This is a genomic window from Enterococcus gilvus ATCC BAA-350 (genome assembly GCF_000407545.1).
GTDB lineage: Bacteria > Bacillota > Bacilli > Lactobacillales > Enterococcaceae > Enterococcus_A > Enterococcus_A gilvus.
Window position 1 is genome coordinate 485903 of sequence record NZ_ASWH01000001.1, and the last position, 24336, is coordinate 510238.

Genomic DNA, 24336 nt, shown 5'->3' on the forward strand with positions numbered 1-24336 from the left:
ATTTTATTATGTGTACAAGTATTTTTATGAGAACAGAAGACAATAAACATATTTTAGCGAGAACCATGGATTTTTCATACCCATTGGACGCAAAACCAATCTATATTCCCCGAGAACATAACTGGGTTTCTGGTGCGGATAATAAACAATGGAACAATGAACTGGGATTTTTAGGAACGGGGTCAAACTTAGGGAAAGATTACTTCGTTTGCGACGGAGTGAATGAAGCAGGTATTTCTATTGCAGAGCTATATTTACCCGGGGAACCACTTTATCAAAAAGAGGCAGAATCAGGTAGTCTTAATTTTTGTCCCCATGAATTTATTATGTGGGTATTAGGAAATATTTCTTCTATTGAAGAGTTGGGTGAGACGTTAGATTCAATTAATTTAGTAGAACGACCTGTACCAATGCTAGGATTTGTAACGCCACTTCATTGGATCATTACAGATAAATCTGGAAAATCTGTTGTCATTGAACCGACAGAGAAAAAATTAAGATTCAAGGAAGATCCTGTAGAAGTCATGACGAATACACCACAATTGGAATGGCATTTAGAAAATCTGAGAAATTATTTAAATGTTCGTCCTGAACAATTTGATCCAATCAATTATGACGGCTACGAAGCGACAGCTTTTTCTCAAGGAACAGGAACTTCTGGATTGCCTGGTGGCTACACACCGCCAGAACGTTTTGTCCGAGCAACTTTCTTCAAACAATTTATTGAGAAAGCAGCTGATGAAAATGAGGGCGTCATGAATGCCCTGCATATACTAGCGACGGTAAGTATTCCAAAAGGGGTGGTTGTTAAAAGCACCGGTGAGCAAGATTATTCTCAATTCATTAGCATGATGTGCAATGAAAGTCGAACGGTTTATTTTAATGATTACGCAACTAACGGCATTACAAGAGTAACCATCACAGAGGAGCTTTTGGAACAACGAGAAGTAAAAATCTTTGAAATTGATAAAACACCTGTATATAAATAAAGGATTCGACCTTAGGAGGAAAGAAAAATGAACAATGCATTACCATTATTCGGATCAAAAGCAGCCTGTGAGAATGTCATTATAGAAAAAATGAATCAGGAGCCTATTGATCCTAAATTTGCCTACCAACTGATTAAAGATCAACTGATCGATGAAGGAAACGCGCGTCAAAATATGGCGACATTCTGTCAAACATACATGGAACCAGAAGCCACAGCGTTAATGGCAGAAACCTTTGAAAAGAACGCTATCGATAAATCTGAGTATTCTTGTACCGCAGAAATCGAGCAAGCTTGTGTAAATATAGTTGCTGACTTATGGAACGCACCTGATATGGATAAGATGATTGGGACTTCAACCGTGGGTTCCAGTGAAGCCTGTATGCTAGGCGGTATGGCAATGAATTTCAAATGGCGGGAAGAAGCATTAGAACGTGGTGTCGATCTAAATAAACAACGCCCCAACTTAGTGATCTTTTCAGGTTATCAAGTCTGCTGGGAAAAGTTCTGTGTTTACTGGGATATTGATATGCGAACTGTTCCTATGGATGAAGAACATATGAGCATCAACGTCAATGAAGTAATGAATTACGTGGATGATTATACGATTGGTGTCGTCGGTATTTTAGGAATTACTTATACTGGAAAATACGATGATATTCAAGCGTTGGATGAAAAGGTGGAGCAATTTAATCAAGAAACAGGACGTGAATTAGGTATCCATGTTGATGCGGCGAGTGGTGGATTATTTACTCCTTTTGTTTTCCCAGAGTTAGAGTGGGATTTCCGCTTGAAAAATGTTGTTTCAATCAATACATCAGGTCATAAGTATGGATTGGTATATCCTGGAATTGGCTGGATTGTTTGGAAGGATCGCAAATACTTGCCGGAAAAAATGATTTTTAATGTCAGCTATTTGGGCGGGACGATGCCAACAATGGCGATCAACTTTTCTCGCAGTGCCAGTCAAATTATCGGACAGTACTATAACTTTTATCGCTATGGGTTCAATGGATATAAGGGCATCCACTCAAGAACACGCATGGTCGCTATGAAGGTTGCAGAAGAAATTGAAAAAACGAATCTATTCGAAATCTATAATAATGGCGACAATATTCCGATCATTTGCTACCGATTAAAAGAAGATGCGAATGTTACATGGAATCTATATGATCTAGCGGACCGGTTACAAATGAAAGGGTGGCAAGTTCCTGCATATCCTTTACTAGAAGACTTAGAAAATGTGGTTATTCAACGATTTGTTTGCCGCGGAGATTTTGGAATGAATATGGCGGAATCGTTGATCAGAGACATCCAAACCGCGATTGAGGAATTGGAAAGTGCGAATGTCACGATGCATGCCAATAAAAAGCAAGTCCAAGGATTCACTCACTAATACCATCTAGTAATCAAAGACAAGGATCATCCCTTTTTGAGCCTTGATGTTCCAACGGATCTAGGTTGATAGTGGGATACGGTTAATTTATCTTTAGACGCTGACAGGAGAAGCTTTCTAAAGGAAACAGGAATAAAAAGACCGTGTATCTCAACCATCAATATGCGTAACGTTGATAAAAGTAACATCAAGGTTCAGAGATGAAGGGACACCTTCAGGACGATCGAATACATATAGGAAAGGAAGATTTATTCATTGAAGAAATTCCCTAAAGTGCTATTGGTGTCATTGGTCTCACTGCAGACACTGATGGCGACACCACTTACCATACTTGCAAATGAGCAAGGAACGAAAGAAACAATCAAACAAGAAAAAACGTCAAGAGACAAAGGCGAGGATGAAGATGATTCGGAGGATAAACAGCCCACTGAAACATCTAGCAGCGAGACTTCTGAGAGTACGACCACTACCGAAAGTAGTTCTACAAGTTCAACAAACTCAGGGAGCAGCACAACCTCTGAGACGAGTACTGTGACTTCAGATAAAGAAGTATCTAGTTCAGAAAGCAGCCAGGAGTCAACAACATCGACTAGTAATGATCATTCAACTAGTACCTCTCAATCCAATAATGGGACAACGACAAGCAGTGAAAATCCAAAAAATGAACCCTCAGCTCCTACTGCAATCCCACCTCAAGAGGAGTCTGAGACATTGACAGAAAGTCCCGTCGATAGTCAGGCTACAGCGGATCTAGAAAGAGTCGTTCCATCTGGTTCGATTCAAAAAAATGGCAGTATTCACTTTGAAAAAAATGAATCGGTGGAAAGCTTCATTCGAAAAATTGGGGAATCCTCGAGAAAAATCGGAAAAGAAAGAGATCTGTATGCTTCCGTCATGATCGCCCAAGCGGTGTTAGAATCTGCGAGTGGTCAGAGCAGTCTCGCTCAGGCACCGAATTACAATCTTTTTGGAATCAAAGGATCTCATAAAGGAAAGACCGTCGCCTTGTCGACGCAAGAAGATGCAGGAAATGGTGCACTTTATTCAACTGAAGCTGGATTTCGCGTATACGAAAATTATGAAGAGAGTCTTAATGATTATGCTGATCTATTGAGTGAAGGAATTTCTGGTAATAGCAATTATTACGAAGGTGTATGGAAAAGTAAGGCTCCGACTTATCAAGAGGCAACAGCATACTTGACTGGTAGATACGCAACAGATACACAATACGATCAAAAATTAAATGGTTTGATTGAAACATATAAATTGACAGAATACGACAAAGAAATTCAAGGACCGCCAACAGGTGCAGTCAATGCTTCAGGGTATGCAGTACCAGTGGCAAACTACAGCATTTCTAGTCCTTTTGGTATACGTGGTGGGGAGTTCCATCGCGGCCTAGACATGGCAGCTGCTCAAGGAGAACCTATTCATGCAAGCAAAGCAGGAACAGTAGTCAAAGCCGAATTTCATCCTTCTTGGGGAAACCATGTAGTCATCCAGCACGAAGATGGAATGACCTCATTGTATGCCCATCAACAAGAATACGTCGTACATGCAGGCGATCAAGTGAAGCAAGGGCAGTTAATTGGATACGTAGGTTCAACAGGAAACAGTTCAGGAGCTCATTTGCACTTGGAAATTTGTCGTGACAACAGTCTGTCGCAAGATCAGTTGGTTGACCCAGCCAGCATCATATTTTAATGTCAATAACAATCCTTTTCCTGATTAAAGTTGATCACTGGACTCATTTTGTGACAGAGTGACCACTTTTTCTATTGTATAAATAAAAATCAGTCTTTGAATCGATTAGTATGAACCAACGACTTAAAATTAAATGAGGGTATTTTAATTTTCTCGCTGTTTTTATTGTATAATTCTCATACAAAGGAAAATAGGAGGAATCTAAATGATCAAAGTGGCGATTGTCGGATATGGAAATTTAGGCCGTGGTGTGGAACGGGCATTGCAGCAGAACGCAGACATGGAGTTAGTGGGGATCTATTCGAGAAGAGACCCCAGTACCGTACACACAGAGGGCGCACCTGCCTATGCCTTAGCGGAGCTGGAGCAGCAAAAGGGAAAGATCGATGTCTGTATCTTGTGCGGAGGATCAGCGACAGATCTGCCAGTGCAAACACCGTCGTTGACGAAAGACTTCAATACGATCGACAGCTTCGATACCCATGCTAAGATCCCAGAGCATTTTGCCAACGTCGATCAGGCGGCAAAGGAGAATCAAACGGTTTCGATCATTTCTACCGGCTGGGACCCCGGCTTATTCAGCTTGAACCGACTATACGCTGAAAGTATTTTACCGAAAGGCGAGACATATACGTTTTGGGGCAAGGGCGTCAGCCAAGGCCACTCGGATGCATTGAGAAGAATCAACGGTGTCGCCGATGCGATCCAATACACGATTCCGAAAAATGAAGTGATCGAACGCTTGAAGGCGGGGGAAACGCTGGAGCTGACGACAAGAGACAAGCATTTACGAGAGTGCTTCGTCGTTTTAGCAGACGGTGCGGAGGAAGCGGCGATCAAAGAAGAGATCGTGACGATGCCGAATTACTTCGATGAATACGACACGATCGTTCATTTTATTTCAGCAGAAGACTTGGCCCGAGACCACCAGGCGATGCCTCATGGCGGAACGGTGCTGCGGACAGGCATCACTCATGAGCAGACCAAGCAGGTGATCGAATACAATCTGCAATTAGAAAGCAACCCTGAATTTACCGCCAGCGTCCTCGTTGCCTACGCCAGAGCGTGCGCTCGATTCGCTAAGGAAGAGCAATTTGGCGCGTTCACGGTCTTTGATATCCCGCCGAAGTATCTTTCTTCTGTAGAGGACGCGACACTGCGAAAAGAATTGCTGTAGGGTGTTGAAATCTTTACACAGTCAATTAAAATAAGAGACTCAAGGAAAAGCCAAGCGGTTCTTCCTTGAGTTTTTCTTTTGCATCATTTTAGCGGATTGGGTACGTTACAAGTAAGAAAATACAGAAAGCGAGGGTCCCTGTATGAAGTATGAAAAAATCTCTCCTACAGATAATTATTCCTATAAAATTTTTTCCTTCCATTCAAAATCATCGGATCGCCTGATCCCGCCGCATTGGCACGATAGCTTAGAGCTGCTTTTTTGTTTTTCTGGTGAATTAGAGGTCATTTTTGCTGGCGAGACCTATCACTTGAAGGCGCAGGAATTTATCATTATTAATTCCAATCACGTCCATTCGACGAGAAGCCCTGTTTTGGGCGAGTGTCTGGTGATTCAACTGCCACTGGATTACGTACAGCAAGTGACAGAGGAGCAGTATTGGAAGAAGTTTCTATTTAAAGCTATTCCAGATCAGCATTATTCAGAGGCATTGGCGTGCTTGTTGTTCATTTATCAGCATTTTTCTTCTGAAGAGTTGGTGGCCCATCTCTCTGTTAAGGCCAAGGTGTACGAGCTCTTCGCGATTCTTTGCGAAAGTAATACATTTTCCAGTACGGGCATTTATGAGATCAAGTCCTTTAAGTATTTGGAAAAAATGAAAATGGTGAATCAGTATATCCAAGAGCATTATACCCAGAATCTGATGATCGAGGAGGTGGCGGCGATTTTTAACTACAATCCCTCCTATTTTTCGCGCTTCTACAAAAAATTCATGGGGATCACATTTACCGAATACCTCAACTCTGTCCGGTTAGATGCGGCATACAAAGAAATGCGTGATACAGATAAAACGATTCTGGAAATCGGGTTGAACAATGGCTTCGCTACCAACAAAACCTTTTACAATGTTTTCCGCAATAAGTTTGGGCTGTCGCCGCAAAAATTTCGTAAGCAATTTCTTAAAAAAAGTAATTAAATTTCCACTTTGTCGTAAAAATGCGGAACGACTGAACGGATGGAAGGATTCTATAATGAAAGCGTTATAACAAACGTTTGATGAGGAGGAACAACTGTGAAAGAAAAAATAACCAATCTATTTAATAAAATGAATCCATGGTTTGATAAGTTGGGAGCGAATCCCTATCTGCAAGCTGTATCGGGTGCCATGATGGCCACCTTGGGTCCGCTATTTATCGGTTCGATGTCGGTCTTGATCGTCGTCTTGATGGGGATGGTTCCTGCATTAGCCAAGCTGAATAAGCTGACTGAGCTGCTTACCAAAGTAAACACGATGACCCTTGGGGCATTAGCGGTGTATATCGCGGTGCTGATCGCCTATCATTTGGTGAAGAAATTGGATGAGGACGAAGACCCGATCTCGGCCTCTGTGATCTCATTGCTGAGCTTTCTGATCATTACTCCTTTAGGAAAAATGGCGGATGACTCAATGGGGATTCCAACAAACTGGCTAGGAGCGCAGGGCGTGTTCTCAGCGTTGATCGTCGGACTGGTCAGTGCCCGTCTGTACTTAGCGATCAAGCATCGTGGCTGGACGATCAAAATGCCCGCAGGGGTGCCGCCAATGGTGACTAAAACATTTGAAGCATTGATCCCGACGATTTTGATTGGCCTATTATTTGCACTTGTTGATTTATCCTTTAGTTTGACTTCGTTTGGCAGTATGCATCAATTTGTTTACAGCATCATCCAAGAACCGTTGAAGGGTGTCGGCGGCTCCATCGCGGCGATGATTTTATTGAGTCTCTTGCAACAAGTCTTGTGGTTTTTCGGTATCCACGGAACCAATGTCATTATGCCGTTAGTGACGCCTTTGTGGCTGGCGATGGACGTGGAAAACCTCAACGCTGTTCAGGCAGGTTTGACCCCGCCGAATATTGTTGGTCTTGCGTTTTTCAACATTATTACGTGGAGCGGACTAGGATTAGGGTTGGTCTTGCTGATGCTGCGGGCTAAAAGTAAGCAATACCGGCAAGTCGGGAAAATTTCTGTCGTTCCGGCCTTGTTTGGAATCACGGAGCCTGTGATTTTCGGGACACCGTTAGTCTTGAACTTTGACCTGGCCTTTCCCTTCATAACAAACAATACGATTGCCTTGATCCTCGCCTATGTATTGACCAAATTGGGGATCGTGGCGAAATTCATAGGGGTCCAAGCGATCTTTGGACTGCCGCTCGGATTCCACGCGGCGGTGGAGGGAAGTATCTCCATCATCTTATTGCAGCTGTTTATTCAATTAGTGCTGTCGCCAGTATTATGGTATCCGTGGTTCAAACGATTGGATCTGCGGACCTACAGAGAAGAGCAAGCGGCTGAAGGAGTGAAGGAGTAATGCAAGAAGCAAAATTGAGAACATTGCTTGATTCATTGACATGGACTGAAAAAGTTGGTCAATTGGTTCAGCTATCCGGGGACTTTTTCCACAGTGAAGAATTGGCTGTGGGACCGAAGAAGAAGCTGGGGATCACGCAAGAAACGATTGACGTTGTCGGTTCCGTCTTGAACGTGACAGGCGCGGAAACAACACGAGACATTCAAGAAAAGTATTTAAAAAATAGCCGCCATCAGATTCCGTTGCTCTTCATGGCAGACATCATCTACGGGTATCGAACGATTTTTCCAATTCCATTGGGGCTAGGCGCGACGTGGAATCCGGCCCTCATCGAAGAGGCGTACGGGGTCATCGCACGGGAATCCCGTTCGGCAGGTGCCCACGTAACCTATGCGCCAATGGTTGATTTAGTTCGAGACGCTCGTTGGGGGCGATGCCTAGAGTCCACGGGAGAAGATCCGCAGTTGAACGCTGATTTCTCAGCAGCGATGGTGCGGGGCTTGCAGCAGGAATACGGTGGAGACTTCGAAGGGATCGCCTCATGTGTGAAGCATTTTGCTGCTTATGGCGCAGCTGAAGCGGGTCGTGAATACAATACGGTCGATATGAGTGAGCGCCGGTTGCGGCAGGAGTATCTGAGCGGGTACAAATCAGCCGTCGATGCTGGCGCAAAAATGGTCATGACCTCTTTCAATACCTATGATGGTGTGCCTGTAACAGGAAATGAATTTTTATTGAAGGAACTCTTGCGGGAAGAATGGGGCTTTGACGGTGTGATCATCTCTGATTACGCGGCAGTTCAAGAATTGATCGCCCACGGTGTAGCAAGAGACGAACGGGAAGCGACCTTGTTGGCGATGCAGGCTACAAATGATATTGACATGAAGACTGGCTGTTACGCCAATGAGTTAGCGCCTCTCGTCAAAGAGGGTACTCTTGATCCTGGATTGGTAAATGATGCAGTGTGGCGCGTTCTAAAATTGAAAAATGATTTAGGCTTGTTTGAAGATCCTTACCGCGGCAGTACGGTCCAGAAAGAACAAGACACGTTATTGACTGAAGAAAATAGGGCATTAGCGCGGAAAGTTGCGCAGGAAGCCATCGTTTTATTGCAAAATAAAGAAGAGCTGCTTCCGTTGACACCGAATAAAGAGACCATTTTATTAGTGGGTCCTTATGGTGATGAGCAGGACCTGATCGGTTTGTGGGCAGTCCACGGGAAAAGTACAGACGTGGTGTCGATCAAGGCAGCGCTGGAAAAGGAACTTACACAGGAGACATTCGCCTTCGAGAAAGGCTGTGACCTTTTAGCGGATTACCAATTTTTAGGTGAGTTTGGAGCAACGAAAGAGCAGATCCACTCATTAGGCATGACCGAAAGCGAGAAGGAAGCTGCTTTGAACAAAGCACTCGAAGCGGGCAGACAAGCGGATATCATTATTTATGCGATGGGCGAGCACACGATGCAAAGCGGAGAGGCTGGGAGCCGCACGGACATTTCTCTACCAGCAATCCAAAAAGAATTTATCGAAAAAATGACAGCGTTGGGCAAAAAGAATATTTTGGTTGCGATCAGCGGACGGCCATTGACCCTCACGAAGGAAGTTGAACAAATGGATGCGATCATTCAGGCTTGGTTCCCAGGAACAGAAGGCGGGAATGCATTAGTGGACATTCTCTTCGGAAAGGCCAATCCCTCCGGCAGATTAAGCATGGGCTTTCCGGAAAACGTCGGTCAATTGCCAATGTATTACAATGAATTCAAAACAGGACGCCCTTTAAACAGCAGCACCCATCGCGGGCGGTTCGTTACGAAATATTTAGACAGCCCCAATTCACCGCTGTTCCCGTTTGGTTTTGGGTTGAGCTATGGAACGGTGAGCTATGAGGAATTAACCTTGAGCACCACTCAAATGACAGAAAAGCTGAGCATTTCTATCAAGCTGAAGAACACTTCCGAGTATGAGCGGTTGGAAACAGTGCAGCTCTATGTTCAAGACGTCACAGGCTCTGTCGTTCGACCAGTCAAAGAATTAAAGGATTATCAAAAAGTAGCGTTGCGTCCAAAAGAAGAAAAAGTCGTCACGTTTACACTTCAACGCAGCGACCTTTACTACTATATGAAGGACATGCAGTTTGGCACCGAGGCTGGAGAGTTTCTCGTATTCGTTGGTAGAAATTCTGCCGACACAGTGCAAGCCGCCTTTGAATTGCTTTAAATGTGGAAAGACGATCACGCAGATGTGGTCGTCTTTTTTTCGATTGCGAAAGGTAGAAAGGAAATACAAATCGCAGGTTTTCTCCTTGAGTCTTCCAACGTTTCCGAGGATAATCATAGAAAAAGGACTGAAGACTATGAGTAAACGTGTGGTATGGGTATGGTCATTCAACAATCATCAGCAAACAGTGAGTTTACCCAATGGGATGAGCGCCTTGCTGTGGCCGAACAAATTTCAAAAAGAGATGAGGGACCTGCTAGCTCCTGAATGGACGATCGAATTTATCAGTGATAATCTTTCGGAGCCGCTGCCCAAAGCCGAGGTGGTCGTGATTCCTCGAACTAGCAGGGGCTTCTATACGGAACGGGCAAAAAACGCCAACGTAGTATGGATCACTGGAAATGAAGTGGCAACGCACGACCTTGAAGGAATCAAGAAAAAAATAATCGAAGCATAAAAAGGCGGGTTCTAATGAAGCATCCCCAGAAGAAAACAGCTTGTAGACGTCAGACCAATCAAACGATTCGATTATTCGGCGCGATTGTGATAAATTGCAGTTGATTTTACCAGACGAATAAGCGAGGGGGACAAGCGGATGGTGGCATCACAGGAAGAAGTATTGGGAAAAATCTATAACTTGATTCTAAATCCCCACACCCGCGAATGGGAACGCTATTTATTGACGAAGGCAAAGGATGCGTTGGAGAATAGTGGGAATTTCAAAGAGCAAATAGCCAAACTGGAAGCGGAACTGCGTCCATTGGCAACGCGAAATAATTTGACGCCGGATGTGACGGATTTTTATCAAGAGATCACGGGTCAAGAAAGAGCCAGTGGTCTAGCGGAGGACGCCGCGCATCTGGTGACCGATCCCTCCAATCAGGAACGGGCGATTTTTGCTGGCGGTTGCTTCTGGTGCATGGTCGAGCCCTTCGAGACGCACCCGGGGATCGTTTCGGTTTTATCTGGTTATACTGGCGGAATGCTGGAACATCCGAGCTATGATCAAGTGAGCAGCGGCGCGACCGGACACGTGGAAGCGGTGGAGATCATTTTTGACACACGGATCGTCAGTTACCAAGAGCTGATCGCTCTTTATTGGCAGATCACGGACCCGACCGATGATGGGGGGCAATTTCAAGATAGAGGGGCACAATACCGTCCAATCATTTTTGTAACGAATGCGTCTCAACGACGAATTGCGGAAGAGACAAAGCAGGCAGTGAAAGACTCTGACCGATACAGCAAACCGATCGTGACCGAGATCCGAGGCGCGGCGACCTTTTGGCCAGCAGAAAATTACCATCAGCAGTTTTACAAAAAACAACCAAAGCGGTACAAAGCGATCGAGCGGGAACGGCGGCAATTCCTGAAGTATCAACAACTAAAAGGAACGCTTCGGACCGGATTGCGAAGGAGCAAGGATACATGATCGCGCATTTACGGCTGCAATAAAAAACGTTTCACCCTTTTTGGCGTAACTTTTATATGAAACAAAAACCAGAAAGGGTGAGTAAGATGTTAATGGTATTGTTGGTACTAACCATCGCAGGTTTAGTCCTATCGTTTTGGATGAATGGACTAGTGAAGAACAAGGCGAATAGACTGTATGGCTGGTTAGCGGTCCTTCAAGGTGCGTGCTTAGGCGGGATGTTCGGTCTGTTGCTTGTTCTAGTACTTTTGGGGGCTGTATTGACCAGATAAGCAGTTGGCACGTATGCCTATTGAAGAAAGCTGTGATCTTTTCCATTGGGAAAGATCACAGTTTTTTTGTGCTGGATTAATGATACACTGTTTCATAGCAAAGCAAGTGATTATCCAGATAGAAAGGAGCCAGCGAATGTTTGTACATGAATTGAAACTGTCCGAAAGGGAGGCGTCTACAGGCTACCCCTTCGATGTTTTTGCGATCCAGGAGATTTCTCGTAAGGGAGGATTGTCCTTTCAGCGCCCGGTCACGTTTTTATCAGGAGACAATGGGACAGGGAAATCGACTCTTTTAGAGGCGATCGCTGTGGCGTACGGGATCAATCCAGAGGGCGGGAGTGAAAACTTCACCTTCAGCACCGTGGCGACCCATTCGGATCTAGGCGAGCATGTTCGATTGGTGAGAAAGGGAAGCGTGCCAAAGACGAAATATTTCTTGCGTTCGGAGACCTATTACAATGTAGCTTCAGAGATAGAGGCATTGGGCAGAGAAGGCTATCGCTCCTATGGTGGACAGTCCCTTCATACCCGTTCTCACGGCGAAGGACTCCTGTCGATCATTCAACATCGCTTTGGCAATGAAGGGTTCTATTTGCTGGACGAGCCTGAGGCAGGTCTTGCCACGAGTCGCCAATTCACGCTGCTGCAGGAGATCGATCGTCTGGTTCAAGGTGGCAGTCACTTGATCATCGCGACGCATTCGCCGATCTTGATGGCTTATCCTGATGCAGTGATCTATCAATTTTCAGACGCTGGCTTGGAGGAAGTCCCTTTAGAGAAAACCATTGCCTTTAACGAAACCAAGCTCTTTTACGACGACCCAAAACGGATGCTCCACTACCTGCTGGATCAGTAACAGTCAGGAGGCTTTCTTTTCCACCAAAAGCCATTCAATGCTACACTAAAAGCAGCAAAGAGATAGAAAGAAGGACACTTTTTGAAAAAATACGGGTTTCATTTTTTACTGGCGGGAGTCCTCGCCGATTTTTTGACACCGTACGTACTCGGTCTTTTTTATCCGTCACTGAATCAGATGACGGCTGTCATGAGTCTTTTTGGAGATGTAGACAGTCCAGTTCGTGAAGCCTTTCTGATCTGGTCCGTCGTGGCCGGCTGCTTGTACACCTTGTCCTTGCCAGCCATTTACACGACGCTGAAAAAAACGTCCAAGACCCTCGCCCTCCTCGCCGCCGCAGCGATTGGTTCTTACGGGATCGGGGACTGTATCTTTACGGGCTTGTTCAGTGTTGATTCAGCAGACGCTCATTGGAACCTCTCCACGTGGGTCCACAATATCGGATCAGGGATCGGATACGCGGGCTTTTTGATTTTCCCCTTCGTCTTATATCTGATCTACAGAAAGCAAGCGAATCGCTCCGCAAGTCGGCGCTATTTACTTCTTTTCCTGCTGAGTCTGCTAGTAGCCGCCATTTATGGCTTGGCACGCATCCCGCAGCTCAATCAATTCGTTGTCTTCCAGCACTTAGGCTTTTGGCAACGACTAAGTTTTGTCTTTAATTATTTACCGATCGTTTTGTTTGCAGGAAGTCAGATCAAAAAGAAAGCACCCAAACCTGTTCGCCGTTAGTCGGACTGGTTTAGGTGCTTTTTTACTAAGAACGCTGTAAAATACTTCCTACATAAAATTTATTTGATTTGAGCCATACTCTGCCGAGTTCGATGATTGAGTCATCATCTAGATGGACCAGTTGTTCCTGATAGAGCAGCGGAGAATTTTCCTCTATATGGAGAAGGTCGGATATTACTTTTGTGGAAGGAACAGCCGCAAAAGAAGTCTCGCTGTACGCAACTTTGTGTTTGCTGTATTTTTCTACAATATTGAATAAACTCTCGTGGGCATAATCCGCAGTATCAATATTCGGCGCCAACTGGATATTGATATTATTTTGTATAAACATAACGACTTCATCATGAACAGTTCGAGTTCGTTCAATAAAAAGATAGTCGTCACCAATATTTATCTTTAAAAGTTCAGCAATCTTTTCATCCGCTTTTTTCTTTTCCAGATTGATCAATTCAGTCTCAAAATCAATTCCTTGGCTTTTCATGGATTCAGAGAAAGAGATCAGTCCTTCTGCAAAGGGGAAACTGATATTCTCATCAATGACGAAGGTTCCTTTTCCTTGCTTTTGCGTCAATACTTTTTCTTCTACTAACAACGAAATGGCTTTTTTGATCGTTCCTCGACTCACGTCAAAAAGTTCCATGAGGTCTTTTTCTGTAGAAATTTTATCTCCTTTTTTCCATTCGCCTTTTTCAATTTTCTTCTTAATATAATCCATTACCTGTTCGTAAATGGGTACTAATGAATGTTTATCGATTTCCATAAAGTTAAATTCTCCTAACTCCCAGTCGGAAAGTTCTTGCTTTCATTATAGCCAATTTTACCTGTGATATATAGGAATAATTTATTGGAAACGGAACTAAATGACATTTGTTGTTTAGTGATAGTGATAGAAAATCTAAAAGAAGACTCACTTAGAGATAGAAATGGTGTCACCGATTTTTAAATCAGGTAGTTCTTTTTGTTCGACATAAATAGTTCCAGGCATCTCACTTGTGGTAGCGCCATCAAAATTTATCGTAATATGACCAAGCTGACGTAAGTTTTCCTCCGCAACTTCTCCCACGGCAGTGATTCGATAAATAGTGTCATTAAAACATAAAGCCATTTCGGGAACAATTTTTTCTTTGATAGGTGCAAGAGTGATCTTGTAGCAAAAATCACTTAATTCAGGCGGTGCGTCCTCACCAAAGAGCAGCAGCATGTTTTCCTGTTTAAAATCCTCCGCGTCTTCGCCAATCGCAATAACCGTTGTTTCAAAAATATTCATTCTACTTCCTCCTAGTATTTTTTTAAACCCTGTTGACAAATGAAAGCGTTCCTATTACTATACCATTATAGACGTTTATGTATGTATAGTAACAAATCGCTTTTAGTATCGTCAAGTAAAGGAGGAAAGGTTAGGGTAACGGTTGAAGGAATTAATTAAAGAAAGGGAGTTTTACTATGGATTTTTTAATTACTATCGCAGAACACTTTACTGGTTTGTTCCAAGCGGGTGCAGATCAGTTCACTTCATTTGTCGGAGGAATGATCCCGCTGATCGCTTGTTTGATTCTTTTTGTTAACGCTCTTATTCAATTTATCGGAGAAGAACGAGTCTTTGGTTTTATGAAAAAAATGACGCGTTTTACACTTTTAAGATACACTGTCATTCCTTTCTTAGCGTGCTTCTTCTTAACAAATCCAATGTGTTACACATTCGGAACCTTTTTAGAGGAAGAATACAAAGCAGGATTTTATGATTCGACAGTTTCGATGCTGCATCCGATTACGGGGTTGTTCCCACATGCGAACTCTTCAGAGCTATTTGTTTGGTTAGGCGTTTCTGGAGGCTTTGCTACAGTTGGGAATCAGAGTGATCTAGCGATTCGTTTTTTATTAACAGGATTTGTGATCTGTTTGATCAGAGGGATCGTGACAGAACAATTAGCCAAACGGTTTGCTGCTAGAAGAAACTTAGAAGTTTCTCAATAAATGAATTTTCGCGAGTGAAATTATCATAAATCAAGGAGGAATCATGATGTTTAACACAATAAAAATTTCTCATGGCAATGGCGGTTGGGGTGGTCCCTTAGTCGTGACACCGACAGAGGAAAAGAAATATGTGATCAGTGTTACGACAGGTGGAGTCAACCCAGTGGCTGAACGAATTGCTGAATTATCTGGTGCGACAGTCATTGATCAATTTACGAATCCAATCGACACAAAAGAAGCGTTTTGTGCAGTGATTGATTGTGCTGGAATCGCACGATGCGGTACATATCCTAAGCTAGGTATTCCCACAGTAAATGTGAAACTAGGTTCTCCTTCAGGACCTTTAGCAAAATATATCACTGAGGATATTTTCGTATCTGGTGTAACGCCAGCAAGCATCGCTTTAGCCGCAGAAGGAGAAGAAACAGCAACTGTTCAAACGAGTCCACAAGCAGATAAGAATGCGCCTAAGAAAAGTATCACGAAGGAAGCACGAGAAAAGTATGAATCAAATAAAACAACAAGCAACGGGATGATGGATGCTATCAATAAAGTTGGAGTGACTGTCGGGAATGTAATTAACGTGATTTACCAGGCGGCAAGGGATACGGTAGATACCATCATTCGAAATATCATCCCTTTCATGCTGTTTGTATCCGTGTTAATTGGGATCATCAATTACACAGGCTTCGCGGATGTAATCGCAAATTTGTTGTCGCCGTTAGCTGGAAGTATTTGGGGATTGATCGCGATCGGTCTATTTTGTAGCATTCCTTTTCTATCCCCATTGATTTGTCCGGGAGCGATCATTGCTTCTGTGATCAGTCTTTTGATTGGAAATCAGATCGCTTCTGGAACGATTCCTGCCCATTATGCTCTACCCGCCCTTTATGCGGTAAATTGTCAGGTTGGGTCTGATTTTGCGCCGGTTGGATTGACATTGATGGAAGCCAAACCGGAAACGATAGAAAACGGTGTGCCTGCATTTTTGATCGGAAAATTGTTAACCGGACCATTAGCGATCGTGATTGCTTATTTTGTTTCATTTGGTCTGTAAAAGATAGGAGCGAGAACGATGGGGGAAATAAAAATTTTGTTCGTGATACTTCTAGTTTGGCTATTAGGAACCGTGTCCTCTTATTTTCATTGGAAAAAAGTCAATGGAAAATTGAGTGAGCTAAAACAAAACGTTACAGGGTATCTTGGAAGTGGCGTGAGTAAAGTGAATTTTTTTAGAAAAGTAATGATCATCGTCGTGGCAGATAGTCACGGGAGAATTACAGACTGCCAATATTTATATGGCTGGACCAACTTTTCCAGATTCAAACAAAAAACGGAATTAGTCGGGTGTGGCGTCGATGCGGCATTAGAAGATATGAGTGGAGACAAATTTTATGATGCTTTAAAAGTATCGCTAAGTAAAATCCAAGAACAACGAGGGTAAGTAAGATGAAGGATGCGACTGTGGAATACTTTATCGGAATTGATATTGGAACGACATCAATAAAAAGCGTAGTTTATGATGACGCGTTTCAAATCATTGACCAAAAAAATAAGAAATATGCGTATATCATCAATGAAAATGGATGGACGGAAATTGATCCATCTACTTGGTCGAAGATCGTTCTTGAACAGTTACGAGAGATTTTCTCCATTATTTCCTATCAGAAAGTCAAGGGGATTGGGATCACGGGGCAGATGCACACGACTGTTTTTTTAGATAGCGACAATCAGCCGGTTCGACCAGCCATCATGTGGAACGATAAGCGCACGGGTGACGTGGTAGAAAGAATCAAAGCCCAATTACCAGAAAATGAACAGACTAAAAATATTTTAAAAATAGTATCCACGGGAAGTCCATTAGCAAATTTGATATGGGTGAAAGAGCATGAACCAGATTATTATGAACGGCTAGACAAACTTTTAATTGCAAAAGACTATATTCGACTTGTTCTTACAGGCGAGTGGGCGACTGATTTTTGCGACGCATCTACAAGTAGCTTATTCAATGTTCATAAAAAAGAATGGTCACGAGAACTACTGGAGATGTTTCATCTGCCGTCAACTTTATTGCCGAAAGTCCAATATGCATCCAGCAGTGCAGGAAACTTAAATTTAGCATTAGTGGGGATAAAGGGAGAAAGTCAGATCCCGGTAATTATAGGAACTGGCGATAATGTTGCTTCAGCTATCGCGAATCAGAGTAAGCATGAAGATCCAATCATTTCTTTAGGGACATCTGGCGTTGTGATTTTAACCAATAGTAAGGACGAATGGCTCGCTAAAGGGAAAAACATTCTTGCTGAAATTTCGAAAGACGACCAACGAATAGTCACTCAAGGTGCCTTGCAAAGTGGAGCAAAGGTTATTGAATGGTGGTCAAACCAAATCATTTTACAAAATGTCACTCAGTTCGAATGTGAGTTGGAAAAAAAATTAGGAAACAATAAAGTAATTTTTTTCCCTTATTTAAGTGGGGATAAAACCTTATTCAATGAAAGCAATCTTAGCGGGGCATTTTATGGGATTGATTTGACCAGTACACAAAATGATTTTTCGTTAGCGGTTTACGAGGGGGTCGCCTTTGCTATTAAAAGACTGATCCAAGAGATGCATTCCGATCGATCGTTTAAACAGGTTTTATTGATTGGTGGAGGAGCGAAAAGCCAGCTTTGGCCGAAAATATTTGCAAACGTCTTGGATATGACGATTCAGGTCAATCAAGAATCTCGCGAAGCTAGTTGCGGTGCGGCAATGCTTGCTTATTATCACCGACACCATCAATTTCCAGAACTTGTTACGCCGCTAAAAAAAATAGTACCAGAAAAAGAATTGACTGCAAAGTACCAAAAAAAATACCAATCATTTATAGAATTTTCAAATGTGATCATCCAAAAGGAAAGGAGACAAAAAAATGAAACGTGAAGAAATAACTCCTCCCTTTTTTACTGTTAGTCCTAAGTCTTATTTAGTCGGCAATGAGTTGTTGGAATTAGCAATGCTGACTGATCAGTACGCCAAAGAACATCACTCATCGATTTTTTTCGTTGCACCAGCTGCAGAATTAGTGAATGTCGTTCAAAATACTGAGCATGTGATTGTAACGGCACAGACGGCGGATGCAAAGGGATTAGGAAGAGGAATGGGGAGAACGCCGCTTGAATCCCTAAAAGCAAACGGGGTACAGGCGACATTCTTGAACCATATGGAGAACCAGTTAACAATCAAAGAACTAAGTTTGGCTATCACACGCGCGAAAGAGCTAGGGATCATTACGATCGTGTGTGCAGATACACCTGAAGAATCACGAGCAGTAGCATTGATGGACCCGGATATCATTCTTTGTGAACCAGACCATTTAGTAGGGACCGGCACACTAAGCGACGAGGCATATATTGCTGATACCATCGCTGCAGTTAGAGAAGTAAACCCTGATATTTTGATTATGGAGGGGGCTGGAATTACTTGCGGGGCTGATGTTCGTCGATTGCTTCGATTAGGCGCACAAGGAACAGGAATATCCAGTACATTAGCTCTATCGGAAAATAAAAATGAATTATTAGCCGATTTGATGCACGCGTTAAAATAGTGATGAATATAGAGGGAGTGAAAAGATGCCATTAGTAGATGGAAATCTGTTAGTTAGATTTATTCAAGAAAAAAAAGTGATGGGTGGAGCCTTTAACACGACCAATCTGGAAACAACGGTGGGGATACTAGAAGCAATTGAAGAAACAAAAGTACCTAGTTTTATACAAATTGCCCCGTCCAATATTGGTTTAGCTGGATATGAAGGTATTGTAGAAATGGTTCAGCGAAAAGCAAGAAATATGGACACGCCAGTTGCCTTACATTTAGATCACGGGAAAAAGCTGGACGATTTTAAGGCAGCGGTGAGAGCAGGATTCAATTCAGTGATGATTGATGGCGCGGAATTTGATTTTGAAGAAAATATTCGATATACCAAAGCTGCCGTTGAGTTTGCAAAAGCCTACGGAGTAACTGTTGAGGCGGAATTAGGAGCAATCAAAGGAAAAGAAGATGACCATGTTAGTGAGGCAGATTGTAAAACTAATCCAAAACAAGTGAAAGAATTTGTTGAGCGGACCGGTTGTGATTTATTAGCAGTTTCTGTAGGGAATGTTCACGGAATGGATGAAGAGCCTTGTATTGATTTTGAATTATTAGAGAAAATCGCTTCAGAATCACCAGTTCCTTTAGTTATTCATGGAGGCTCAGGTATCTCTCCGGAAGAATTGAAACGTATGAAAGATTATAATGTCGTCAAAGTAAATGTGGCAAGTGAATTAAGGCAAAGTTATATCCAAAGTATCGGGCATGCTTATGATGAAAATCATGAAGAAGCCAACTTGATTGCTGTTCTAACAAATGCAAAAAATTCTGTACAACGAAAAACATTTGAGAAAATAAAAGAATTAAATCATTAAACCTCTTAAATAAAACAAAAATAATCCGTGGACTCTTTTAATGTGCTATTAAAAAAGTCTGCGGATTCTTCATTTATAAAAAAAGTTGAGTATTTCAGCAAGAAATATTTGTATTAACGAAACGCTACCTATATGATTAAGAAAAGCTTTTTGTTGGAGAAAGAATATCCCCTCGTAAAGGAGAGAATAAGATGAAAAAGTATAGAGTGATAATAGGATTGGCCTTCGCTTTGGTCCTTTTTGCCGGGTGCAAAAAGCCGACTCAGGATGAATTTTCTGAGGCACTGGCGGAACAAAGCAAAATGAATGCGGGCAACTATTCTCTGGTGATCGACAATGTCGAGATCAAGGGTGGCGATGAAGCTGATGCCCCTGCGCGAGCATCGATGGAGATGGCAGCTAAAATGATCAATGGAACGAAAATCTCTGGAGAGTATCTCAAGGATGACGAGAAAGAATTGCTTGAGATGTCGATGAATGTTGAGCTGTTGGGTCAAAAGGTTCCAGTGAAATTCTTCATGGATCAAAAGAAAAAATCATTGTATATGAGTACCGAGATGTTGTCTGAGATCAGTCAGATCGCGAAAGAATTTGGCTCTGAGGCGCCGATCAATGAAAGTGACCTTCAGAAGCTGAAGGGGAAATATATCCATATCGAAGAGAAGGATTTGGAGGACAAAGGGGCCAACAAGGCGAATACGGATGTGGTCAGCGGAGGGTTCAATTCGAAGCTCTTTAGAGAGTACGCGGAAACCTTGGACTCTGATTCTTTTGAGAAAAAGGACGACACGATCACACGGACCTTTACCAAGAAGGATATCCAAGGGTTCATCAAATATGCCAAAGAAAACGGCAATGCCGATGAGAAGAAAACGGCTAAAGACTTGGAGAAAAAGCTTGATGACCTAACCAAGTACGAGCAAACAGTCACCATCGACACGAAGAAAAATACGCAAAAAACAACCTTGAAGCTAGCAGCTAAGAACAATGGGACCACTGTATCTGCGGATGTGAAGATTGAGAATCAAGCAAAAAATTCGGACAAGAGCGTTGCGCTTCCGAAAAAAGCCGACACGGTCTCGACCGAAGAAGTGGAAAAAATCTTTTCTACGACAAAAGAAGAGAGTTCCCTCATTTCAGATGAAGACTTCAATGATTTGCTTGACGCCATTCGAAGCGGGCAAACACAATTAACACAAACTCAGATCGACCAGCTCAAACGGACCTACAAACCTTATTTAACAGAAGAACAATACAAACAGTTAGAAGAAGCCTTGGATCAATCCATGCAGATGTCTGCTTGATCCAGAAAGTCCGATCCTTCGAAGGATCGGGCTTTTTTTTGCGAATGAAAAAATAGGATCGGCGGCCTGTTTCTTGCTATAATGAAGAAATAATTATCAAAGAAGAGGTGGCAGGATGAAAACGATTGGATTATTAGGTGGCATGAGCTGGGAGAGCACAGTGACCTATTATACGCGGATCAATGAATTGATGAATGAAACCCTTGGAGGGCTGCATTCAGCAAAGATCAAATTGGCAAGTGTGGATTTTGAAGAGATCGAACGGTGCCAGGCGGCGAATGAATGGGAAAAAAGCGGTGAGATCCTGGGCAAAGAGGCCCAACGTTTGGAGCAGGCAGGCGCTGACTTTTTGGTGATCTGCACCAATACGATGCATAAAGTCGTGCCGCAGATCGCCGACTATTTAACGATTCCAATTTTGCATATTGCAGATGCGACGATCGCTGAATTACAGGTGAAGGGAATCAAAAAGGTAGCTTTGTTAGGGACGAAATATACAATGACGCAGGATTTTTACAAAAAGCGGCTTATCAATAGCGGAATGGAGGTATGGATTCCGAATGAGGCGGAGATCGACACGATGAATCAGATTATCTTCGAGGAGCTGTGTCATGGAAAGATCGTGTCTGAATCGAAGGCCATGTTCGTTTCAGTGATAGAGGAAGCGATCGCGGCGGGAGCAGAAGGGGTGATTTTGGGCTGTACCGAGATCGGCTTGTTGATCCAGCAAGCGGATGCAGCGATCCCTGTGTTTGATACGACGGAGATCCATTCTCAAAAGGCCGTCGAGCAAGCGCTGGCTGAGTAAGGGAAATCGATGGTAAAGACGATTCTTTTTGCGCCAGCCACATTCAATTTAGCAGAGACGACCCGCATGATCGAGATTGCGAAGGTGCTGCGTCAGGAATATAACTGTATATTTTGCGGGTTTTCCGAAAGGTATTCACCGCTGATCCAAGAGCTCGGCTTTGAATTTTCTTTGCTGAGCCCTAAATGGACGGCTCAGCAAGAAGCAGCGATCATGGCCTTCGATCAGGGAAAGAGCTTGAAAAATCCTTTCACAGAAACGATCGTCGCTGAACGTGTGGCAAGTGAAGGGAGGCTGATCCAGCAGACTGCGCCTTCGGTCATTGTGACCGGCAGCAATGTCACCATCTTCTTGTCGGCTCGGATCAAGGAGATTCCTCTCGTTTATGTAAAACCCGTGGCGCTGTCCCGTCCGCATATGAATCATAGGTCGGCTTGTGTGATCCCCAGCCAACTGAAGAAGACGTACCTTCCAGGGAAGCTTCTTTGGCATGGTTTTCTTGAGGTGACGAAGCGGCTGACGTGGAAACCTAGAGCCTTCAAAAAAGCGGCTCAACACTACGAACTTAAATTGCCTAAATATACATTGGAGATGCTGGATGGCGACCTGAATTTGATCACGACCTTGCCCGCCTTCACAGCAGAGCTGGATTTTCCCGCCAATTATCGTTCTGTCGGTCCGATATACGCCCATTTGCCTTATGAAATCCCCGAGCGCGCCCTTCAAGTGATCGAGACAGCCCGCAGAAAGAAGAAGCAAGTGGTGTATTTTGCGATGGGCAGTTCAGGCGAGCGTTCGCTGATTGAAAAGGTGCTGCGCTACTTTGAAACGACTGAATTTGAAGTGATCGCGCCGATCAAAAGCTATCTTGAAGAGATGCCTACCGCCCGCAACATCCACGTGTTTGATTGGCTGCCGGCGTTTGAATTATCGAAGCACGTCGATTTTTCGGTGATCCACGGCGGAGAGGGAACTGTGCAGACCGCCTGCGCTTCTGGAAAACCCTTTATCGGCATCGGCTGTATGAACAAGAAGTCAATGTCGCCTACTGTGAAGCCTTTGGTAACGCCATCGCGCTTCCGCCTAATCGCTTGACCCCTCAAACATTGGATCATTGCATCCGTCGTTTGAGTACCTGCGAGGTGCAAGAAAAAGCGCGAGAGATGCAGCAGTTGATGGTGCACGCAAAAGGAGCCCAGAACGCCGCAGAGCAGATCAAACAGGCCTATTTATAAGACAGCAAATTTTTTATTTTTATATAAATAACGAAATATCTTTTATATGGCATCCTTGGCTGAGAAAGCGTATAATCAATAATAATGAAAAACATTATTATTTAAACAGAATAATCGTATGCACAAGGGGATATAAGCAGCAGAGAACGTTTTTCTTCATAATAAAAATGGGAAGCAGGTGTTTATTGTTTCGTGAGTTGATTGGCAGGACCAAATGAAAAATCAAACGTGAAGGAGAAAAGGATCATGAAGAAATGGGTAGCGAAATTTTTTGTTGCATCAGCAGTCTTGATTGGCGGTTCGATGCTCGTCCATGCTGAAAATGCAGAGGCAGGAACCTTGTTAAGGGTCTATAACCCGAATTCAGGGGAACATCATTACACAGAAAATACGAACGAGCGGAATCATTTAGTCAAAGTGGGTTGGCGCAATGAAGGCACTGCGTGGGAGACACCGGCAAAAGGGGCGGCTGTTTATCGGTTGTACAACCCGAACAACGGCGGTGATCACCATTACACGGTGAACGCAAACGAGAAAAATCACTTAGTCAAAGTCGGCTGGCGCTACGAAGGAATCTCTTGGCAGTCTGGCGGGAACATTCCTGTGTACCGACTCTACAATCCGAATGCGAAGACCGGCACACACCATTATACGCTGCATGCGTATGAAAAAGACCATCTAGTAAAGGTCGGCTGGCGGTATGAAGGCGTCGGCTTCTATTCGACAAAGGCGTCTACTGGAAATCCGGGCGGCGGCAACTCGAACCAAGGCGTTCCTCCTAGAAAAGTCGATGTGAACATCACGGGTGTCGGCGGCGTTGAACAAGGACAGCCAGGATCGTATCGCTATTTGTATTCCAATAAACCCTTCGATCAAGCTAATCTAGGCGGCAATGCGACAGTGGACTTTTCAGCAGATGTGGCGATGACAGGGAACAAGAGCGACTATGAAACACAATTCGTGATCGCCGGAAATGGGAAAGCTTGCGGTCAGATCGGGATCAGCCTTCATTATCAAGCAGGCTCGGATGCGAACTTTGCCCAAGGCAGGATCAATACGACCAATATCAATTTCCCAGCAAATTCAGGCGTGATGGGTCAACAGTATTACTCAGTCAATACGAACGCACCGCGGATCAACAATGGGCAATCGGTCCATTTACGCGTGAAATATTTTGCTTCTGGCTATATGCAGACATTTGTGAACAACAAGCTAGTCGGTCAATATAAAACCACCTTGAGCCCTGGCGGCGGCGCGTACATTTTGCATGATACGACGAATACGCCAGTCAGGATTCGCAATTTGAAGGTCTTGAGAAATGGTGCCGATGTAACCAACAAAGGCTTCCCATCCTTCAAAGGCACGTCCTTTGACTTCTCAAACGGCTCGATATCTGGCGCTTATTAAACAAAAAAAGACGATCCCCAACAAAAGGGGA

General features: G+C 43.6%; 25 protein-coding genes. 23 read left to right on the forward strand and 2 right to left on the reverse strand.

Annotation, left to right across the window (positions count from 1 at the left end; genetic code table 11):
* Window positions 1-8 precede the first annotated feature (8 nt).
* The 12 genes from I592_RS02265 to I592_RS02320 all read left to right on the forward strand — a co-directional run bounded on the left by I592_RS02265 (window position 9) and on the right by I592_RS02320 (window position 13129).
* On the forward strand, window positions 9-989 hold the full coding sequence (locus I592_RS02265) for a choloylglycine hydrolase family protein (protein WP_010781848.1): 981 nt from the start codon (window positions 9-11) through the stop codon (window positions 987-989).
* Window positions 990-1016: 27 nt separating this feature from the next.
* Complete coding sequence (gene gad / locus I592_RS02270) at window positions 1017-2384, forward strand: glutamate decarboxylase (RefSeq protein WP_010781847.1); 1368 nt, start codon at window positions 1017-1019, stop codon at window positions 2382-2384.
* A 255-nt stretch (window positions 2385-2639) separates the two neighbouring features.
* Window positions 2640-4088 (forward strand): peptidoglycan DD-metalloendopeptidase family protein, encoded by a 1449-nt coding sequence (locus I592_RS02275; protein WP_010781846.1) that lies wholly within the window; start codon window positions 2640-2642, stop codon window positions 4086-4088.
* 205 nt (window positions 4089-4293) lie between these two features.
* Window positions 4294-5265, forward strand: coding sequence for a diaminopimelate dehydrogenase (locus I592_RS02280; protein ID WP_010781845.1), 972 nt, complete (start codon window positions 4294-4296; stop codon window positions 5263-5265).
* A 142-nt stretch (window positions 5266-5407) separates the two neighbouring features.
* Entirely contained in the window at window positions 5408-6241 is an 834-nt protein-coding gene (locus I592_RS02285) for an AraC family transcriptional regulator (RefSeq protein WP_010781844.1), read from the forward strand.
* A 96-nt stretch (window positions 6242-6337) separates the two neighbouring features.
* Window positions 6338-7615 carry a PTS sugar transporter subunit IIC gene (locus I592_RS02290; RefSeq protein ID WP_010781843.1) on the forward strand — a complete coding sequence of 426 codons (1278 nt, stop codon included), beginning with the start codon at window positions 6338-6340 and terminating at the stop codon, window positions 7613-7615.
* On the forward strand, window positions 7615-9834 hold the full coding sequence (gene bglX, locus I592_RS02295; RefSeq protein WP_010781842.1) for a beta-glucosidase BglX: 2220 nt from the start codon (window positions 7615-7617) through the stop codon (window positions 9832-9834). The genes I592_RS02290 and bglX overlap by 1 nt, the downstream gene beginning before the upstream one ends.
* Before the next feature lie 136 nt (window positions 9835-9970).
* Window positions 9971-10291 (forward strand): hypothetical protein, encoded by a 321-nt coding sequence (locus tag I592_RS02300; RefSeq protein WP_010781841.1) that lies wholly within the window; start codon window positions 9971-9973, stop codon window positions 10289-10291.
* Window positions 10292-10429: 138 nt separating this feature from the next.
* Entirely contained in the window at window positions 10430-11266 is an 837-nt protein-coding gene (msrA, locus tag I592_RS02305) for a peptide-methionine (S)-S-oxide reductase MsrA (RefSeq protein WP_010781840.1), read from the forward strand.
* 86 nt (window positions 11267-11352) lie between these two features.
* Window positions 11353-11538, forward strand: a complete 186-nt coding sequence (locus I592_RS02310) for a hypothetical protein (RefSeq protein ID WP_010781839.1) — start codon at window positions 11353-11355, stop codon at window positions 11536-11538.
* A gap of 136 nt (window positions 11539-11674) precedes the next feature.
* Entirely contained in the window at window positions 11675-12397 is a 723-nt protein-coding gene (locus I592_RS02315; protein ID WP_010781838.1) for an AAA family ATPase, read from the forward strand.
* Window positions 12398-12478: 81 nt separating this feature from the next.
* Window positions 12479-13129 carry a DUF998 domain-containing protein gene (locus I592_RS02320; RefSeq protein WP_010781837.1) on the forward strand — a complete coding sequence of 217 codons (651 nt, stop codon included), beginning with the start codon at window positions 12479-12481 and terminating at the stop codon, window positions 13127-13129.
* Between the two features lie 25 nt (window positions 13130-13154).
* On the opposite strand, the gene I592_RS02325 is transcribed toward I592_RS02320, so the two are convergent.
* The gene (locus I592_RS02325; RefSeq protein WP_010781836.1) at window positions 13155-13889 is read right to left on the reverse strand and encodes a GntR family transcriptional regulator; all 735 of its coding nucleotides are present in this window, start codon (window positions 13887-13889) and stop codon (window positions 13155-13157) included.
* A 147-nt stretch (window positions 13890-14036) separates the two neighbouring features.
* Window positions 14037-14396: a PTS glucitol/sorbitol transporter subunit IIA gene (locus tag I592_RS02330; protein ID WP_010781835.1), complete on the reverse strand. Its 360-nt coding sequence runs from the start codon at window positions 14394-14396 to the stop codon at window positions 14037-14039.
* Between the two features lie 176 nt (window positions 14397-14572).
* Between I592_RS02330 and srlA the strand changes: the two genes are divergently transcribed.
* The 11 genes from srlA (at window position 14573) to I592_RS02380 (ending at window position 24305) form a co-directional block, all read left to right on the forward strand.
* Window positions 14573-15103: a PTS glucitol/sorbitol transporter subunit IIC gene (srlA, locus tag I592_RS02335; RefSeq protein WP_010781834.1), complete on the forward strand. Its 531-nt coding sequence runs from the start codon at window positions 14573-14575 to the stop codon at window positions 15101-15103.
* Between the two features lie 46 nt (window positions 15104-15149).
* Window positions 15150-16160, forward strand: coding sequence for a PTS glucitol/sorbitol transporter subunit IIB (gene srlE, locus I592_RS02340; protein ID WP_010781833.1), 1011 nt, complete (start codon window positions 15150-15152; stop codon window positions 16158-16160).
* Window positions 16161-16178: 18 nt separating this feature from the next.
* The gene (locus I592_RS02345; protein ID WP_010781832.1) at window positions 16179-16547 is read left to right on the forward strand and encodes a transcriptional regulator GutM; all 369 of its coding nucleotides are present in this window, start codon (window positions 16179-16181) and stop codon (window positions 16545-16547) included.
* 5 nt (window positions 16548-16552) lie between these two features.
* Window positions 16553-18028 (forward strand): xylulokinase, encoded by a 1476-nt coding sequence (locus I592_RS02350; RefSeq protein WP_010781831.1) that lies wholly within the window; start codon window positions 16553-16555, stop codon window positions 18026-18028.
* Window positions 18018-18692 (forward strand): triose-phosphate isomerase, encoded by a 675-nt coding sequence (locus tag I592_RS02355; protein WP_010781830.1) that lies wholly within the window; start codon window positions 18018-18020, stop codon window positions 18690-18692. The genes I592_RS02350 and I592_RS02355 overlap by 11 nt, the downstream gene beginning before the upstream one ends.
* Window positions 18693-18717: 25 nt before the next feature.
* A complete protein-coding gene (locus I592_RS02360) occupies window positions 18718-19551 on the forward strand; it encodes a class II aldolase (protein ID WP_010781829.1) in 834 nt (277 codons plus the stop codon).
* Between the two features lie 191 nt (window positions 19552-19742).
* Entirely contained in the window at window positions 19743-20855 is a 1113-nt protein-coding gene (locus I592_RS02365; RefSeq protein ID WP_010781828.1) for a hypothetical protein, read from the forward strand.
* Between the two features lie 115 nt (window positions 20856-20970).
* Window positions 20971-21663, forward strand: coding sequence for an aspartate/glutamate racemase family protein (locus tag I592_RS02370; protein WP_010781827.1), 693 nt, complete (start codon window positions 20971-20973; stop codon window positions 21661-21663).
* Between the two features lie 9 nt (window positions 21664-21672).
* Window positions 21673-22758, forward strand: a complete 1086-nt coding sequence (locus I592_RS02375; protein WP_010781826.1) for a glycosyltransferase — start codon at window positions 21673-21675, stop codon at window positions 22756-22758.
* Between the two features lie 11 nt (window positions 22759-22769).
* The gene (locus I592_RS22125; protein WP_279625393.1) at window positions 22770-22898 is read left to right on the forward strand and encodes a hypothetical protein; all 129 of its coding nucleotides are present in this window, start codon (window positions 22770-22772) and stop codon (window positions 22896-22898) included.
* Window positions 22899-23144: 246 nt separating this feature from the next.
* The gene (locus tag I592_RS02380; RefSeq protein ID WP_010781825.1) at window positions 23145-24305 is read left to right on the forward strand and encodes a hypothetical protein; all 1161 of its coding nucleotides are present in this window, start codon (window positions 23145-23147) and stop codon (window positions 24303-24305) included.
* Window positions 24306-24336: the final 31 nt, after the last annotated feature.